The sequence below is a fragment of the Candidatus Thiodiazotropha sp. AKAK2 genome (assembly GCF_058244685.1).
The window spans coordinates 217118-234787 of the sequence record NZ_JBSYOP010000038.1; the positions used below are offsets into that span (position 1 = coordinate 217118).

The window sequence follows — 17670 nt, forward strand, 5'->3', positions numbered from 1 at the left end:
GATGAACCAGCCGGACCAGATTTACTTCTTCGGCACCTGTCTGATCGACCTGCTCTACCCGAAGGCAGGATTGGCCGGCATGGCGCTGATCAAACGACAGGGTGTAAAAGTCATCTATCCCGCCAACCAGAGCTGCTGCGGTCAACCCGCCTTCAACTCCGGCTATCGCCAGGAGGCGCTGGCGGTGGCCCGCGCCCAGTTGAACTGTTTCCCCAATGACTATCCCATTGTGGTGCCATCCGGCTCCTGTGCGGGAATGGTCAAACACCACTGGCCGGAGCTGTTCGCCGGTCAGCCGGATGAGTCACAGGCGATCGCCGCCGCACAGCGAACCTATGAGCTGACCGAGTTCCTGGTCGATGTGCTGAAGCTGAAACTGAAGGATCTGGGGCAACCGACCCGTATCGCCATCCACACCTCCTGCTCGGCACGAAGGGAGATGGGGGTTGCCGACCGGATCGACTCGCTCATCGCCCAACTCAGCAATGTGCAGGTCGTGGAGCAGGCGCACAAAACCGAGTGCTGTGGATTCGGCGGCACCTTCTCTATCAAACAACCGGACATCTCCGGCGCCATGGTGGAGGCCAAATGTGAGGCCCTGCTGGCCACTGGCGCCGAGTCGGTGATTAGCCAGGATTGCGGTTGTCTGATGAACATAAGTGGATCACTGGAGCATCAGCAGCGTGAGCTGCCAACCCAGCATGTGGCGGAATTTCTCCTGCAGCGAATCACAGGGGAAGGCAAATGAACCAATACCAGGCCTTCTACCAGCGCATCGACAAGGCACTGCAGAATGACCAGCTGCGACGTAACTTCCGCAGTGCCATGGACGGCATCCGGGAACGTCGCCTGGCCCAGTTCCCGGATGATCGGGAACTTCAGACACTGCGTTTTCAGGCGAAAGGGATACGCAACCGATCCCTCAGCCGCCAGGCCGAACTACTTGAAAGGCTCGAAACCAAACTTACAGAGAACGGCATCCAGGTACACTGGGCGGAGACCCCGCTGCAGGCCAACGCCCGGATCCATGAGATCCTTGAGGCCGAACAGGCCACCTCGGTGGTCAAGGGAAAGTCGATGGTCTCAGAGGAGACCGACCTCAACCACTACCTGGAGCAACGGGGCATCGAAGTGATCGAGTCCGACCTGGGTGAGTATATCCTGCAGATGGCCCAGGAGCCTCCCTCCCACATCATTGTTCCGGCGATCCACAAGAACCGTTTCGAGGTCGCCGAACTGTTCCAGAAGTTTCACCCGGAACAGCCCTACACCGACGATGTGGACGAACTGACCGGTTGCGCCCGCCAGGTATTGCGCAAAAAGTTCGCCTATGCGGACGCCGGCATCTCCGGGGTCAACTTCGCCGTCGCGGAGACCGGTACCCTCTGCCTGGTGGAGAATGAGGGTAACGGCCGACTCAGCACCACCGCACCCCGGATCCACATCGCCATCACCGGCATCGAAAAGGTGGTGGAGAAACTCTCCGACGTCCCACCGCTGCTGGAGATCCTCACCAAGTCCGCCACCGGCCAGCCGATCACCACCTATTTCAATATGATCAGCCGTCCTCGCCAACCCGGCGAGAAGGATGGTCCGGAGCAGGTTCACCTGGTGCTGTTGGACAATGGAAGATCACGCATCCGCAACGACGATGAACTGCTCGACACCCTGCGCTGCATCCGCTGTGGCTCCTGCATGAACCACTGCCCGGTCTATGTGCATGTGGGGGGACACGCCTACGGCACCACCTACCCAGGCCCCATCGGCATCCTGCTGGAACCACAACGTCTGGGCATCGACAAGGTCGGCAGCCTGACCTCAGCCTGCACTCTCTGTGGCGCCTGTGGTGAGGTCTGCCCGGTACGCATCCCGCTACCGAAACTGATCAACCGGCTGCGTGCCGAAGCAGTGGAGGCAACACCGGGCGACAACGGCGTACCCGGAACAGGGGCTCTGCGCAGCCGAAGTGAAGCCCTGATCTGGAAACTCTGGAAGCAGATCTACACCAGACCCCGGATCTACAGTGCCTTCAAATATCTGGCTACCCGCTTACGTCACATCAAGCCACCTATCTCGAATGGCTGGACACGCTATCGCCCCATCCCGACCCCCTCCTCCAAGCCGCTCAGCGAACTGGCCCGCCAGCAGGGATATGACGATGAGTAGTGCCAGAGACAACATCCTGCAACGCCTGCGTGGCAATCGGGTCGACCTGGAGCAGCCAGAGCAAAACATACCCCCCTTGGAAGCCTGGAGTGCCGAACAACGGATCACCCGGTTTACCGAGAACCAAGAGGCCGTTCACGGTGAAGTCCACACCCTGCCCGCTGACCAATGGATCGACTGGTTAGCGAAAGAGCTGCCCAAGCGGGGCCTGCATCAGGTCCTGACCGGTACAGGAGACACCGGCAACCAATTGGGCGCGAGTAACATCGAAAGCTGTGTATTTCATCAATACGATCAACCGATCGAATCCTGGAAGCCCGAGCTCTTCTCACAGATCGATGTTGCGATCACCAGCAGCCGTTGTGGAATTGCCGAGACCGGCACCCTGGTACTCATGCCTGACCGGGATGAGCCACGCCTGATGTCCTTAGTGCCGCCGGTTCATATCGCTTTGCTGGATGCAACGAAACTCTATCAATCGTTTGCTGAAGTGATTGAGGAAGAACGGTGGGCCGATGGTCTGCCAACGAATACACTGTTGATATCAGGCCCCTCCAAGACAGCGGATATTGAGCAGACATTAGCTTATGGGATTCATGGGCCTAAGCAACTTATTACACTGCTATTAGTGTAATGGGGATTTCCATTTCAATTGGTCCTATTTATGGCTGAATTCTTTGTCTTACCGATAAGACTGAGGTCTTCCCGCACATGGGTGTGGGCTGAAGGTCGGGATTGATTCGCTTCGCTCACCCCTTCGGGGCGCCTACGTTTCACTGCAGCGTCCTGCGTCGCTTCGCTCCTGGTGATTCGCTACGCTCACCCCTTCGGGGCGCCTTCGCTGCGCTGCGGCGTCGGCGTCACTTCGTTCCTTTCGAACGAAGGGTTCGAATCAAATCCTCTCTCTCCGCCAATAAAAAAAGGGGCCAGTGGGTCTCCTTGGCTTGAGTGTGGGCTGAAGGTCGGGATTGATTCGCTACGCTCACCCCTTCGGGGCGCCTTCGCTGCGCTGCGGCGTCGGCGTCACTTCGTTCCTTTCGAACGAAGGGTTCGAATCAAATCCTCTCTCTCCGCCAATAAAAAAAGGGGCCCCGATTGGGGCCCCTTTTTTTATTGGCGGTGTATTGAACCCCTTTGAGTTCGAATCCTCTACTCTCACCATTGTGTTGCAACAAATAATCGCCCTGAAAACAACTAAAGCCAAGTTTTATGTTGCAACGGTACCGAGGGTTCCCACCTTTAATACTGGGTAGCATTGCCCCCTTAATGCAGATTAATACCGTACCTAATCGTGCGTTCGAATTCCTGTTTGGGATTCATTGGAAACGTATCATTCTTCACGATCCGGTAGCCTGTAACTGGTACTACGTCCCCCACCGGGGTTTTGAATAAAGATGCTACGTTCCTTTAAATCCTGAATATCACGTAATGCTGTATCATTAGAGCATTTAGCCAGCTTGGCGTATTTGGAGGTGTTCATAAAGCCCTCAAAATCATCCTCAAGCATACGGTTGATGATCAATCGTTGTCGGTCATTAACAGGCTTTTGGTTGATTATATCCCAGAGCTGCGCTTTGAACAGCACATTACCAAGTGTAATGTCCGCATTGCTGATAGCCCGGCCAAGACAATCCAAGAACCATGAGAGCCAATCTGTTATATCAGGGGTAGAGCGTTGTTGCGCTTCAAGCTGATCGTAATACTGTTTCCGCTCAGCTTCGATCTGGGATGATAGGCTGTAAAAACGGTCTGGCGTACCATCGGCACGAGTGAGTGCCATGTCACCAATGGCTCTAGCAATCCGTCCATTGCCATCTTCAAACGGGTGGATTGTCACAAACCATAAATGAGCAATTCCCGCTCTGATAACAGGGTCGGTATTATCCTCTTCTGCCAGCCACGCAAGAAACACTTCCATTTCCTTATCTAAGCGATCCGCAGTGGGGGCTTCGAAATGGACTTTTTCTTTACCGATTGGACCGGATACAACCTGCATGGGGCCAGCCTCAACAGTTCGCCAACCTCCAACGGTAATTTTATGCATGCCATTGCGGCCTGTCGGAAACAAGGCAGCATGCCAATCAAACAGCCGATCCTTGGTTAATGGCTTGGAAAACTGTTGCGTGGCATCCAGTATCATTTCCACGATGCCTTCGACGTCACGGCTTGCGGGGATAAGTCCTGCAATATCAATTCCGAGCCTACGGGCAATAGATGAGCGTACTTCTTCCGGGTTTAGGTTCTCACCCTCAATGGCAGATGATTTAACGACATCACTGGTAAGCGTATTCAGAGACGCCTCGCGCTTCAGCTCAAAGCCAAGCCCCTCCATGCGCCCTAGCAAACGGCCTTGGCGATGGCGTATATCAGCCAGCTTGGATGCGAGTTCTTCTGCATCCCATGTAAAATTTGGCCAGTTCTGATGTTCATGAATCCACATATTAATCACCGCATTATTTAAGGTGATTATAGGAGCTATTCACCGCAAGGTCAAGATAAATCGCCGCATATAATGCGGTGATTATGACGGTTATTCACCGCATATCATTTTTTGCAATATTCTTTACCATATAGCGGCTTGCGGGTTCGGGATGCATGCGACCTCCAACAGGTTGCAAAGCATCAACCATAAGATCATGAATTAGAAAACTACGTGCTTACAATGTTATGCATGTGTTTTTGACTTTGAGGGATCATAAATTGGCATAGCGATAACAGTGGCAGTGGTGTTGATAGTGTTACTTTTCACCTCAAGGGTCGTTCCTTCGGGTATGCTTGGATTAATATGCGCCAATGCCAAAGATTTACCTAACCGATGCGAATAGGCAGGGCTGTTGACCATGCCAACCTCTTTACCATTGAAGCTAAGCACTTCTCCACCTTCGACCATGTCAGAATGATTAATATTGAGACCAACATTTATGATTTTTTCATTGCCCTTTGCTGCCATAAGAGCTTCTTTACCTCTAAAATCAGATTTAGATTTACTCACTGTAAAACCAAGACCAACTTCCCAAGGGGTATGATCAGTGGTCATGTCATAACCATAAAACAAGAGACCAGCTTCAATCCGTACTTTATCTAATGCGGTGAAGGAGCAAGGCATAACACCTGAATCGACCAGCTTATCCCAGATATCGCACACGACACTTGCATCCGCAAAAACTTCATATCCGCGTTCACCAGAATATCCGGTGCGTGAAATCCGGCAAGGATGTCCAAACAATCTTGCTTCGATATGATGAAAATATTTCAATGAGGCTAGTTCAACATCACAGTTGACATTCAGCATTTCCAATGCTTGAGGCCCTTGTACCGACACATCATGTAATTCATCGGTGAATTCAATTTCCACATTCTTACCAGACGCAGAGGCCTCCAGCAAAGCCATTGTGTCGCCAGAACCATGTACAATCATCCATTCATCATTGCCATTGTTAGAAACAATTGCATCATCCGCCATCGTGCCTTGTTCCGTTAGAACACTAACATATGCTGCTTGACCTTGGGAAATTTTACCCATATCGCGCGTTGTGAGATGATCTAGAACGGCTTGAGCATTACTGCCTCGCACAAATATTTTTTTGAGATTGGCCATGCAAGCCCATGGTTTTGTTTTGCCAATATTGATGTAGTGCTATTTTGAGATTTCGGCAGCACTCATTTCGGGTAAAGCCAAATTTCTCTGCCTCTTTGGCTTGCTTAATTGCAAAAATTATAAAATCGATATTTTTACTCATGACGTAGATCTATACAGATTTTTTGAGGTCGCGATAAAAGTTTTCATGCGTTCCCAATGCCAGAAGCGTCAATGTAATGGTTTGATTGTGGTAGGTATAGGCCAGTAAGGTTAGCTGTTTGGCCATTTTGAATTTGTAAACAAGAACACCAGAAAGGTCTCCCGTCTTGGATTGTCCAATGTCTGGGGCTTTCATGATGGTCTTGATCGCTGCATCTAGGTCAGATTTTTGGTTGGCGTGTAACTTTTTATAGGCTTTTTGAAAGAGCGGTTTTTGAAGTAGTTTCATGGATCACTCTTGTGAGAATTCAAAAGGGACTGCCTCTTCCTGCTTAGCCAGAAGAATATCTTTGATAAAACTGTAGGGCAGATCAGGGTTTTCTTCTGCAATCTTACCAATGCGTGACCAGTATTCGATCTGTTTGGGTGTTGAGCGGCTGTAAACAGCAGCATATCGCTTTGCTTCACTGATTAATTCGTCCGAAAGCTTGATTGTTGTTGGCATTTTGATGTCTCTCTTCATAGCGCTTATGGCTATATAATAGGTAAAATGGAGTAATAATGCAACCTAAAACGACCCATACACCCGATACAGCACATCGGGCAGTATCCCTGTTTGCCAGAGAGCTGGCATCATGGCTGCCGCCTGCGCTCACAAGCGGTTCTGCAACACCACAAAGCAACCACTGGCGAGGATAAGTGCAAGATCATCTCGTTCCCGCCGGATGCTTCTCATCCTTGGGGCTTTACCCGCATGCCTGTGCCCGATGATGGCGACCTGTTCTTCGGAAGGAGGTCAGTATCATGGCCTATCGCAAACATTTACCGATTACAGCGATTGCAACTCTTGAGACATGCCCTGATAGTTATAAAAGCCGTTTCTTGATACGGCTAAGGGCAACGGGTGTGATTCCAAGATAACGAGCGATATCATTTTGCGTCAGGCGCGTAACCAATTCTGGATCACGTTTGCATAGATTGAGATAGCGTTCCTCTGCAGGTAGACTCAAAAATTCATATTCTCGCTGCTCTTTACGCATGGAAAGAGTCAGCAATATCTGGATGACCTCCTCTGCAATGGCATGTGAATTATGCGTTGCGTCTACAAGCTCTTTAAAAGGTAACCGAATAAGCTGTGTATCTTCAAGTGCCATAAGGCTAAACGTACATGGCAAGCCTTTATAAGTAGCGCTTAAGCTACCGATTGTACTACCAGCTTGAATGAAGGATTTTATGCTTTCTTTGCCCTCGAATGAGACATAATAAGCTTTAAGCAATCCGGAAATGACAAAATACAGCATACCGTCCTGATCGCCTTGACGAAAGACACAATCATGCCTTGCCACCGAGAGCGGCTGACCGTGTTGTTTTGCAAATTTTTCAAAGCTCATTTTTGATCCGTTTTAACCCAGGTTAATGACTGTCTTTTTGCCCCATTGTAAAATCAAAATCAAAAAGGCTCGACAAACCATGGAAAGATTTACGACATTTAAAAATAAAACCGCTCTAATCACTGGCGGCACTTCTGGTATTGGCTATCATATGGTGCGCTTTCTGTCTCCATACAACAAAGCACTGGTTATCGCCCGTCCCAGCACACGGCTGGAGGCGTTACAAAAAGAATTTCCTGAGATTGAGGTGTATCCTGCCGATTTATCCAATCCTTTAGAATATGAATCTGTCGCCGATCAAATTATTAAAGACCATAAGCATATTGATGTCTTGATCAATAATGCAGCCGTTCAATATACGCCCACATATCTGGACGATGATTTTAGCTATGACACAATTCAACCTGAAATCCATCTGAATTTCACAGCAGTGTGCTCGCTCAGCTATCTGCTTCTTCCAGCGTTACTGCGTGAAGATAAACAAACCGTGATTGCCAACATCAATTCTGGCCTCGCTCTTGCGCCCAAAACGCATTCAGCCATTTATTGCGCGACAAAAGCAGCGATGGATATATTTTCCCAGAGCTTAAGCTATCAGCTTGAAAACACCAATGTACGTGTTGTGCAGGCCTTTTTACCCTTGGTTGACACACCGATGACACAAGGACGCGGCAAAGGGAAGATCAAGCCTGAAGCCGCCGCCATGGATATTCTTTTAGGCATTGAACAAGGTGTCAAAATTAAAAATATCGGCAAAGTGAAATTGCTGCGTTTTCTATTGGCTGTCGCGCCGAGCATCGCCAAAAAAATTATGAAAGGATTGTAAGTCATGAACAAACTTATTCGTATAGTATTAATGGGAGGCATAATCGCCATGGCGGCTCTAACACCGGCTTTGGCCAAAGATATAACTGTTCGTGTTATAAATATTGATACCACGCGCCCAGGCAACATTATGGCAATGGTTTTTGGGTCAGAGGGCTATCCGATTAAACATGGAAAAGCTCTGGAGATCCAAAATAAAAAAGCAGAAAACGTAGAGATCATCTTCCGTTTTAATATGACGCAAAAATCGTTTGCGATTAAGATTTTGCATGATGAAGATGAGACAGGCAAAACCTCTAAAAACTGGACAGGTATTTGGCCATCTGAAGGGCTTGGTTTTTCTAATGGCGCAAAACTTGGTTTGACAGGCGCACCAAGTTTCAAAAATGCGCGGCTCGATTTGGATGGCATTGAGGGCGATATTATTGTTCCTATCATCTATCCATAATAAAGAGAGTGCATCATGAAATCACTCCTTAAAATTATGCTGCTTCTGGCATTATTTTTCGCCAGCACATTTATTATCTTGAAATCAACAGGCATAATCACGGTTGAGAAAATTGAACTGTGGCTGGAGATGGCGAAAAATTCCAATCCTGTCTATGTCGCGGTCATTGTTGTTGGGCTCTTATTTGCAGATTTATTTGTGGCCGTACCAACATTAACCGTGATGATTTTAGGCGGCTATTTCCTTGGGCCGGTTATTGGTGCTTTGGCAGCTATATCTGGCCTTTTTGCCGCAGGCGTGTGCGGCTATGGCATTAGCTGGAAATATGGTGATATATTGATGCGCTTTTTGATCAAGGATAAACAAAAACGTGTAGAAGCCAAATGTAGCTTTAAAAGCCATGGTGGCGTTGTGATTTTACTCTCACGCGCTGTGCCAATTTTGCCCGAAGTCTCGGCCTGCATGGCAGGAATGACACGTATGCCATTTCTCAAATTTCTCGTTTTTTGGATGCTTAGCGCCGTGCCCTATGCCTTTATCGCGGCCTATGCCGGATCGATAAGCACGCTAGAAAACCCAACACCAGCGATTCTCACCATGATTTGCTTGACCTCATTTTTTTTGATAGGATGGTATGTTTTTTTTAGGGTCTGTCGTAGATAAGTATGACCCGCCCCCTATAATTATGTCCAGAATTATAGGGGGCGGGTCAGCGGCATGAACACAAAATCGATACATCTTAGCAAAGCCGCAAACCTGTCCTAAAAAACAGGACCACTTCAAATTATTGATGCGTCCAAAGCATTTAAAATGTTTAAAGTCGGTGGAATACTAATCTTTGATGATTGTTTTTGAATTTACTTCGTGTACTGTGCAAGTACGGATTGCGTCAATTATTGAATTGCAATCGCTAAGTGAGGTGCTCACTATTAGATGATGATCTGACAGAAGCCTATCACCAACATTTGACAATAGCTGTAGCTCATTTATTCGGTTCGACCGGTTATTCGGTTCGACCGGTTTTACAGTTTGACTGGTTTTATAGCTTGTGCTATCCGCAACGCCAGTCGGTAGTGGTTTAAATATAAATGCTAGGAGTTTCCAATTATGAATGCATTCTCTGCAAAATCGATTAGTGACCGTCTTAAGACGATAGGCCTAGACTTAGAAATTTATGACAAACCGTTTACAAATCGTTCGTATACCTTCGCTGACTTCGATGGATTCTCAAAATTTGTCTCTATGCCTCGGCTGAAGGATGCCCAACCTTCTTCTTTACCTGAGATCATAGAGAAGTATGGGTCTATCAAGGAAGTTCCAATACCGGTCCTTATTAACTACATTGCCCGAAACGTCCTGGGGATAGAGAAAGGTATAGATCCAGAAGTCAGGAAATATATTGATGTAATTCTACGGGGTGCTCACAATGTCACTTTATATACAGGAAAAAATATCACCGTTACGAAAGATAACCCTCTCATTATTGATCACGGGCATGCATTTGCTACTTACGGGACGGTTACCGTGAAAGACGATGGCTATATAGAGATACGTACAAATACTGTATTCACTGCATTGGTAATCCGAGGCGAAACGTCTGAGAGCCTTTTCAGAGTATATGGCGTATCCGGTACGGATGGCGAACATGGTAAACAGGGTGTTCAAGGTACACCTGGCATCAATGGAACCGATGGAACTTGTTCTAGCTGTGGTATTCGGGGTGCTGACGGGAGTGAGGGCTCCGATGGCGGAAACGGGGGGCAGGGAACGGATGGAAAAAATGGTGAAAACGGGAAAAATGCACCAACAGTAGCCATCAATATAGGCGATCTTCAATTGGATGCATCCGTCGTTTTATGTGGAGGTAATGGTGGTAATGGTGGAGTTGGAGGCCACGGTGGTAATGGCGGTCGGGGCGGCAATGGGGGGCTTTATAAAACATGCTCGGCTGAGCACACAAGGGGTGGCGATGGCGGTAAAGGGGGCAACGGCAGTAATGGAGGTAATGGCCGTAATGGGGGGAGTGGTGGCGATGGTAGTACAGTGATTGTACATTATAAGAGTAAATCGGGCCACGATTTGATAGGAAATGTGTTGACGTCTACAGGAGGAAAAGGGGGCACTGGTGGTGTTGTTGGTGCGGGTGGACCTGGCGGTAAGAGCGGCGGAAATGGTTCAAAATCAGGGGCCAGCGGGAATGCCGGCTCTATCAATGGGCGCACTGGTAATAATGGGAATGCAGGCAGTGGTGGGCATATAGAAATTAACCCTGCGATTGCTTCGTAAGCCGCTGCACGCGAATAGCTATCATCCATTCAGTCGAGGCACGCTTGATCATGTTTTTTATAAAAAAGACTTTTACATTTTTTTTTGCTTCTTTCTTCTTGTACGTTGCGGCTAATGGCGTTGTGCAAGCTGAAGCAAAAAAACAGGGAGATTCTAATGCGGGCCGTAACATTGCTTTTGCCATTCCGGGCAATTTGACGGTTTCCGCTAAGGGATCATTGAGTTACTCTATCCCATTATCAATAGCTCCGGCTATAACCAATCCGCGTTTGTCGTTAGAATACGATAGTGGTGCGGGTCCTGGTATACTCGGTTTGGGTTGGAAGATTGGCGGGCTTCAGAGTATCACATTGTGCCGTTTAACCCGAAGGCAGGATGGCATTTGGGGTAATATCAGCCTTAATGAAGGCAAAGAAAGTTATCAAGACAACCGGTTTTGCTGGAATAGCCAGCGTCTGGTTGCCACATCTGGTGCCTATGGTGCAGATGGCACCTTATATGCCACCGAGCATTTTCGTGCCCACCGTATTCGCAGTGTTGGTACATGTGGGAATGGGCCTTGTGGCTTTGAAATTGACTTGCAAAATGGTGGTCGGCTCGTTTTTGGTATGGCGAATGATGCGATACTGAGTATCCAGAATAAAGATATATTGGCCTGGGGGATAACCAAAAAGACGGATCGAAACGGTAACGAGATCGTTTTTGGCTATGACGCTACGACCGAGGACAATATTTTATATCCAGATACCATACAATACGGCGGCAATGCTCTCACAAAAGAAAAACATAATCGTACGATCAAATTCAATTACAGGACAGTATCCTACCAACCAAGACAGCCGCGTTATATTGGCACCGGCGGCACGCAAATAAAGCGGACAAGGATGTTAGAAAACATTACTTCTAGTCTTGAAGGTAATGTTGTTTACAAACATAATTTTACCCAGATACTCAACAAAGCTTTGAATGTGTATCAGTTAACTCAGTTTCAAATCTGCGCCAAAGACGGGAACACGCTATGTTATACTCCAACCCGGTTTAGCTACCCAGAAACCCAAGCGAATTTACCTGTTAATTTTGAGCGTAGCGATATTGTTAATTTAGGTTCAACCTCGGCAAAGTGGGAAGAAACACGAGCTATCGTGATGGATAAATATGGTTCGGGGTATGATGGGGTTGCCTTGATTACGAGGGAAAATGATCAGGCCATTTTCCGCTTTGCAGCCTCGAACAAACAGGGGAGATTTTCCCCATCAGTCTCTCAAAGTGTGTCTCTCGATTCATATGGTGTAGGGGAGCATGCTTTTCCCTTTTTACTCATGGATAAAGATGGTGACGGCGTTAAGGACCTCGTCAAAATTTTTCGTGGTTCGGATGGTAGCACTCTAGCCCAGGCTTATTTGAGTGTCTTGGGAACAGGTACTTTTACTCGAGAAACTAATGTTCAGAGGATAGATGATACTTATATCTCGTCGGGTGATAATAAACCAAGTTATATAAATCGTGATCTCAATGGTGATGGGCTGCAAGATTTGGTTCAGATTAAACCGGTTGTTTCTGAAAAAAATGGCGTTACAACATATGCGATTACAGCCTTTTATTCATCTCCTTCTGGTGGGTTCCCCACACGTGTTGATGTTAATCGGCAGATCAATGGAGATATTGTTCCCGTACAAGCGCAGTCCATTAACTTTGTTGATGTCAATAATGATCGTTTGTCAGATTTTTTTATACTGGGATCGGGTCAATCATTTTCAGGTCAGTCTGATATACCGAAAAATTTCGATGTTTTTGCCTCTGCATTATACAACCGGCAATCAGTACTAAATGGACCTGAAGGCACAACACAAAACCTTGTATCTCTTGGGAGAAATGACGACTGGCAGACGATACCAGCTTATAAATGGACTGATTTCAATCAGGATGGCTTAAAAGACCTTGTACTGTTTCGTTTTCAAGACAATACACCTTTGAACGGAGAAATTTGGATCAATCAGGGCAAATCATTTGCACAAATGTTATTGTCTCCTCAAGATCCTGACAATGTCACCGCACCATTTATTGCGAGCCAGCAACCGGAAAACAAGGATATTATTCGTAGTGCGCAGTTCATTGATATGACAGCTGATGGTCGACCTGATCTTGTCAAATATCAAGGCGGTGGTGGTCAGCCTTCCAGTACAAGCAATACATGGTTTGAAATTTATGCACATACGGGAACAAGCTATGCCTACCGTGGTCGCACCCCGACATTTGGCGCCAACACACGCAATTTGGTCATTGACCTAGGAGCTGATGGTGTTGGCGATATTGTTTCCATACAGCAGGAAAATGAACAACTTACACTTTCGGCCTGGAAAAATCAAAATGATCCTCAATATGTAACGGTTGAGAAAATAGAGAATGGTTTACAGTCAACAGTTCAAGTTTCCTATGATTTGATAACGGGGCAACCTGAATCCCTCCAGACCTCAAAACCTGTTGACTACCCTCTTATCACATTAAACCGTCCCCGCCGCCTGGTAAGCGAAGTCATAAGGGCAAATGGGTCTGTTGCCCCTTACGCATCTTCTGTTCTTGAACAATATCGCTATTGGGGGTCGATATACAATCGTTTGGATTGGATATTTCTTGGCTTTCAGCAAGTTGATAAAATCCAGCCCGCGAAAAGCCAGCGTATTGAACGCGAGTATTATTTGAAGTTTCCCTTAACGGGTAGCGTGAGAAATGAAACCAATATAGATACTAAAAATAATGCTATCTTATCTAAAAAAATATACGAGAACGATGTCGTAGAAATTTACCCTCAAACGATTCCCAAGGTTTTGTCGCCCCGTTTACAAACCCACCAAACATTAAGCTATGCGTCGACGACGCAAGCCTCTAGCGTGCAAGAGCCACAAATCTCTTTAAAACGCACTATAGCGTATAATTATGCTCCTGTAAAAACACCCAATGGTTTTTATGGTAATGTCCTTTGGACCGCGCAGACAGTCAATGGTTCCGATGAGACACTGTACCGTTGCTATACTTACCTTAATGACACGCAAAACAGCAACTGGATTGTTGGTCTTAGAACCGGAATACTGTCGGCAAAGAAGAACTCCTGCTCTCAATTTACCGACCCAGAAATGTATCAATGGAATCCACAGCAAGATTTAAAATTTTTCAGCACTCGATATAGCAAAGATGGTCGTTACAATGTTTCATCATTCTATGCATATGAAAACTCTGTTGATAGCTTTCGTGGTTCCGAGTTTACATATACTCCTCAAGGACAATTGGCGACACAGGATGCCCATACGGCCTTTACCCGTCGAAACGGCGCCTATCCTTCCGAAGACCAAATAACCCGTACAACGAACCACTATGATGAATACGGCTTTTTGAAGGAGCGCGTCGTAACAGGGGGAGGGTTGCAGTTATCTACTTCATATGTCAATGATCCGCGTTTTGGCCACGCGACGATGATTACTGCCCCGAACGGTCGGCGTGTAAAAACATCCTATAATGACCTAGGTTTAGTTGATGGGCATTATGACACATCACCCGATAACCAACTTGTGATGGTCTCATCCAATACTTCCTCTCTTTTATCGTCGGGAGGATACACGCCCGAAACCAGAGCGCGGATAAATTGGAGTGACGACGTAATTCATAATTGGCCGTTTACACGCAATTTCTACGATGGAGACAATAATCTATATCTGAAACAAAAGAGCTTTGAGGAAGACAAAATTATTGATACAACACGGCGTTGGAGAGATCAAAACACAGGATTAATAATACGAACATTCCAGCCTTCTTTCAACACAACCGCGGATCAGGAAAAAGCCTTTTCCGATTTGAGTTATGATAATCGCTTCCAGCTGGCATCTGTCCGACGCAGTAATAGCTACACAATGCAGATTGCCAGAAAATATGCTGATGGTCAGATAAAAATAAATTATTTGGGTCCGGATCCAAGAACCACACAAGGGCCAGAAAATCCAAGTGAAAAGGGTTTAGTGTTACGTATCGCACAAGTGCAAGATTACATCAACCGATCTGAAACCGCTCTTTGGCCAGACGGGACACAAACAACAACAACTTCCAGTTTGGTCGGACTTCAAAGAACACGAAAAGATTCTCGCAATCTGATAACAACACGAGATCTCACGTCTTCTGGATTTTTTCGCTGCTTTACGGCGCCTGATATCGGGAAAATATGTAACGAGCACAACGCAAAAGGGCAAATTACATCACAGACTTACGCAGATGGTACGCGGATAACATATGACTATGATGGTTTGTCGCGGCAGACCCGCGTCGTTTCAACGAGCCCTGCTAGCGGTCAGGTTGTAACCAGCTATCGTTATGATGAGGAACGTCAGGGGTATTTTAACAAGGGATATGCCACAACAATCATGCGTGACGATGTGATTTTGGAATATGATTATACGCCAAAGGGCAACATCGCGCGCCGTGTCCTACGAACTCCAAATGATACCTACACCTTTACGTATGAATATAACACCCTTTCCAACGTCATATCTATTACATATCCCGATAAAAGCACCGTCAAACATACATATGATCCTGTCTCGACGGTCCTCAAGAATATATCGTATTTTGACGCTTACGGACAAGCTGTTTCCGAGGCTGCCGTTTCGTTTTTTGATTATACGGCATTGCACACGCCTCAAAAAGTCATCTACGGAAACAATAAACTACAGGCCAGCTACCAGTTTGATCCCTGGGGGTTGTTTTTACAAAACAGTCTTGCGTCCAATGCAGATAAAAACATTCTTTCCAGGGAAAATTATACGTATAATACCGCAAATAAACTGATCAGAAGCGAGAGTCTAAATGGAGCAGTCAAAACATATATGTATGATGTCAACGGCAGACTGGTTAAAGCCAATGGTATTTCATCAAAGACCGGGAGCGTGAGTTACAGCTATGATGCGAATAACAATATAACGCAAAAAGGCGACCTTTCTTTTTACATTGATCAAAAAAGCAATCGACTACTGAAAAGCAGAAGCAGCGGCCAGAAAATTTTGAGTATTAGCTATAATTCCACAGGGCTTCCGGTCAGGAAAGAAGAAGGTTCTCAAAGTATTACCTATGCATACGGCCCGGATAGACGCATCCAGTCCATTACTAATGGTTCACAATCTACACAGTATCGTTATACGCCCAGACTACGAGTCCTGGGCAGGCTCTTCAAAAAAGATGGCCGCACTGTAGAGGAAAGACTTTTTCTGGGAGATGGATTTGAGATCCTGAAGAAAAATGGCACAAAAAAAATAATAAAAAGGATAAGCGACGGAAACCTTGTGTACTTCAACATTGTAGGAGATGAAAACGGGGTAAAAACGCATTATCAATTTGCAGATCGTCAGGGAAATCTTACGCACGTCCTTGATGCGCAAAATCTGAGCGTCTTAAAAAAATGGGATTACGAACCCTATGGTACCCCCATTGCTCTCAATGCCGGACAAGAGTTCGATAGCCAACCTGAGTTTACCGGAAACCCCTGGGATGAAAATACAGGGCTATATGATCTGGGATTACGTAATTATACCCCCGTGACAGGCCGCTATCTGGTCCCTGATCCCGCCATGCAGTACAGCTCGGCCTATGTTTATGGTTCTGGCGATCCGCTCTCGGGCCGGGATGCAGCCGGGTTGTTTTTTGGATTGGATGACCTTATAGAAGCTCTCGCTGCGACGATTATAACAGAAGCTGTACAAACCGCTGCCACAGTTACTGCATCCAATCTTGCGGCGGAAACCACTGGGGCAGAGGTCTCGGCAACTATTGCAACGGCAGGTGCAGGCGCAACGGAAAGTACCCTTGTCGCCACGACAAGCGTATCAGCCACGGTTGCGATCGGGGAAGTTGGAGCAACAGCCAGCACAGTCAGCGATTCAATCACTGTGGCAGGTGAGACGGCTACCAACATATTACCGCAGTTTTCTAATACCCTTTCAGAAGTAACAGCCGATACAACATCAAGTACAGATGGGCAAAATATAGGTGCCGGACTTTCTTTAGATTCTCGGGCAACCAGTAGTGACTCCGAAAGTCAGTTGGATTTGATACGCGCTCGTATACAGAGAATTAGCGATCGCAGATCCGAAACAAGAGATCTCATTCGAAATTCAACAACAATAGATGTAACAGATAGTACTATTGAGGTACACTCAGTTTTCCCCGACTACATTACAAACCTCCATGGAGCAGAAAGAGGGCCATCAGAATTCTTTAATATCTTCGACCCAGAGAATAGATATATCAATTTTTATTCAAATTATAGATCACCCAATGCCCCGTTTACTGCAAGTGATGTAGCAAGAGAGCAGTTTTTGCTACTCAATGAAGATCAACAGTTTGTCCCCAGGGTAATTAATCGTGTCGGCATACAGAATGAAATGGGATCCCGTATTCTTACGGAATTTAATGGTTCAAGACAGACACAGGCATTATTTGATTCTTTTTTGCGCCAATCCCAAAATGGAAGATCAAGCTGGAGAATTGCAACAGAATTTGGTTTGCGCCCAGTAAGTGCCTCTGTGGCGGGTGATGAAACCGTAAGTATATTTGTTGAGCCAGATTTGACCATACCTGAAGATTTTCAATTACCAGCGCGAACCCCTGGTTTTTCGCCAGAAAATACGCGGCCAATACCACCTGCATTTGAAACAACACCGAATGCAGAATCGGAAGCTTTACCCCCCCACCGGCGCTGTTGTGTCCTACAATAATTTTTACCCAATAAAGTTTGAGCCAATTTGGATCCGTTAAAAATTCTTACAACAGGGCCAAAC

The 17670-nt window shown here is 46.7% G+C and carries 14 protein-coding genes; 8 read left to right on the forward strand and 6 right to left on the reverse strand.

Annotated features, from left to right (window positions below):
- Position 1 precedes the first annotated feature (1 nt).
- Genes AC4IE8_RS21035 through AC4IE8_RS21045 form a run of 3 tightly spaced genes read left to right on the forward strand, consistent with a single transcriptional unit; the run spans position 2 to position 2800 of the window.
- Positions 2 to 748: a (Fe-S)-binding protein gene (locus tag AC4IE8_RS21035; RefSeq protein ID WP_490791962.1), complete on the forward strand. Its 747-nt coding sequence runs from the start codon at positions 2 to 4 to the stop codon at positions 746 to 748.
- Positions 745 to 2166, forward strand: a complete 1422-nt coding sequence (locus tag AC4IE8_RS21040; protein ID WP_490791963.1) for a LutB/LldF family L-lactate oxidation iron-sulfur protein — start codon at positions 745 to 747, stop codon at positions 2164 to 2166. The genes AC4IE8_RS21035 and AC4IE8_RS21040 overlap by 4 nt, the downstream gene beginning before the upstream one ends.
- Positions 2159 to 2800 carry a LutC/YkgG family protein gene (locus AC4IE8_RS21045; RefSeq protein ID WP_490791964.1) on the forward strand — a complete coding sequence of 214 codons (642 nt, stop codon included), beginning with the start codon at positions 2159 to 2161 and terminating at the stop codon, positions 2798 to 2800. The genes AC4IE8_RS21040 and AC4IE8_RS21045 overlap by 8 nt, the downstream gene beginning before the upstream one ends.
- 696 nt (positions 2801 to 3496) lie before the next feature.
- Here the strand turns inward: AC4IE8_RS21045 and AC4IE8_RS21050 are convergent.
- From AC4IE8_RS21050 to AC4IE8_RS21075, 6 genes are all read right to left on the reverse strand, one after another.
- Positions 3497 to 4606 carry a Fic family protein gene (locus AC4IE8_RS21050; protein ID WP_490791965.1) on the reverse strand — a complete coding sequence of 370 codons (1110 nt, stop codon included), beginning with the start codon at positions 4604 to 4606 and terminating at the stop codon, positions 3497 to 3499.
- Between the two features lie 225 nt (positions 4607 to 4831).
- Positions 4832 to 5764 carry an aminomethyl transferase family protein gene (locus tag AC4IE8_RS21055; protein ID WP_490791966.1) on the reverse strand — a complete coding sequence of 311 codons (933 nt, stop codon included), beginning with the start codon at positions 5762 to 5764 and terminating at the stop codon, positions 4832 to 4834.
- Positions 5727 to 5906, reverse strand: a complete 180-nt coding sequence (locus tag AC4IE8_RS21060; RefSeq protein ID WP_490791967.1) for a hypothetical protein — start codon at positions 5904 to 5906, stop codon at positions 5727 to 5729. Before AC4IE8_RS21060 ends, AC4IE8_RS21055 begins: the two co-directional genes overlap by 38 nt.
- A gap of 9 nt (positions 5907 to 5915) precedes the next feature.
- A complete protein-coding gene (locus AC4IE8_RS21065) occupies positions 5916 to 6194 on the reverse strand; it encodes a type II toxin-antitoxin system RelE/ParE family toxin (RefSeq protein ID WP_490791968.1) in 279 nt (92 codons plus the stop codon).
- Positions 6195 to 6197: 3 nt separating this feature from the next.
- Positions 6198 to 6410 (reverse strand): TA system antitoxin ParD family protein, encoded by a 213-nt coding sequence (locus AC4IE8_RS21070; RefSeq protein WP_490791969.1) that lies wholly within the window; start codon positions 6408 to 6410, stop codon positions 6198 to 6200.
- Positions 6411 to 6771: 361 nt separating this feature from the next.
- Positions 6772 to 7296, reverse strand: coding sequence for a Crp/Fnr family transcriptional regulator (locus tag AC4IE8_RS21075; protein ID WP_490791970.1), 525 nt, complete (start codon positions 7294 to 7296; stop codon positions 6772 to 6774).
- A 79-nt stretch (positions 7297 to 7375) separates the two neighbouring features.
- Between AC4IE8_RS21075 and AC4IE8_RS21080 the strand changes: the two genes are divergently transcribed.
- From AC4IE8_RS21080 to AC4IE8_RS21100, 5 genes are all read left to right on the forward strand, one after another.
- A complete protein-coding gene (locus tag AC4IE8_RS21080; RefSeq protein ID WP_490791971.1) occupies positions 7376 to 8122 on the forward strand; it encodes an SDR family NAD(P)-dependent oxidoreductase in 747 nt (248 codons plus the stop codon).
- A 3-nt stretch (positions 8123 to 8125) separates the two neighbouring features.
- Positions 8126 to 8569: a DUF2141 domain-containing protein gene (locus tag AC4IE8_RS21085; RefSeq protein ID WP_490791972.1), complete on the forward strand. Its 444-nt coding sequence runs from the start codon at positions 8126 to 8128 to the stop codon at positions 8567 to 8569.
- Positions 8570 to 8584: 15 nt separating this feature from the next.
- Positions 8585 to 9232 (forward strand): TVP38/TMEM64 family protein, encoded by a 648-nt coding sequence (locus tag AC4IE8_RS21090; RefSeq protein ID WP_490791973.1) that lies wholly within the window; start codon positions 8585 to 8587, stop codon positions 9230 to 9232.
- A gap of 444 nt (positions 9233 to 9676) precedes the next feature.
- Positions 9677 to 10855, forward strand: a complete 1179-nt coding sequence (locus AC4IE8_RS21095) for a hypothetical protein (RefSeq protein WP_490791974.1) — start codon at positions 9677 to 9679, stop codon at positions 10853 to 10855.
- 50 nt (positions 10856 to 10905) lie between these two features.
- On the forward strand, positions 10906 to 17607 hold the full coding sequence (locus tag AC4IE8_RS21100) for an RHS repeat domain-containing protein (protein ID WP_490791975.1): 6702 nt from the start codon (positions 10906 to 10908) through the stop codon (positions 17605 to 17607).
- The last annotated feature ends 63 nt before the right edge of the window (positions 17608 to 17670 follow it).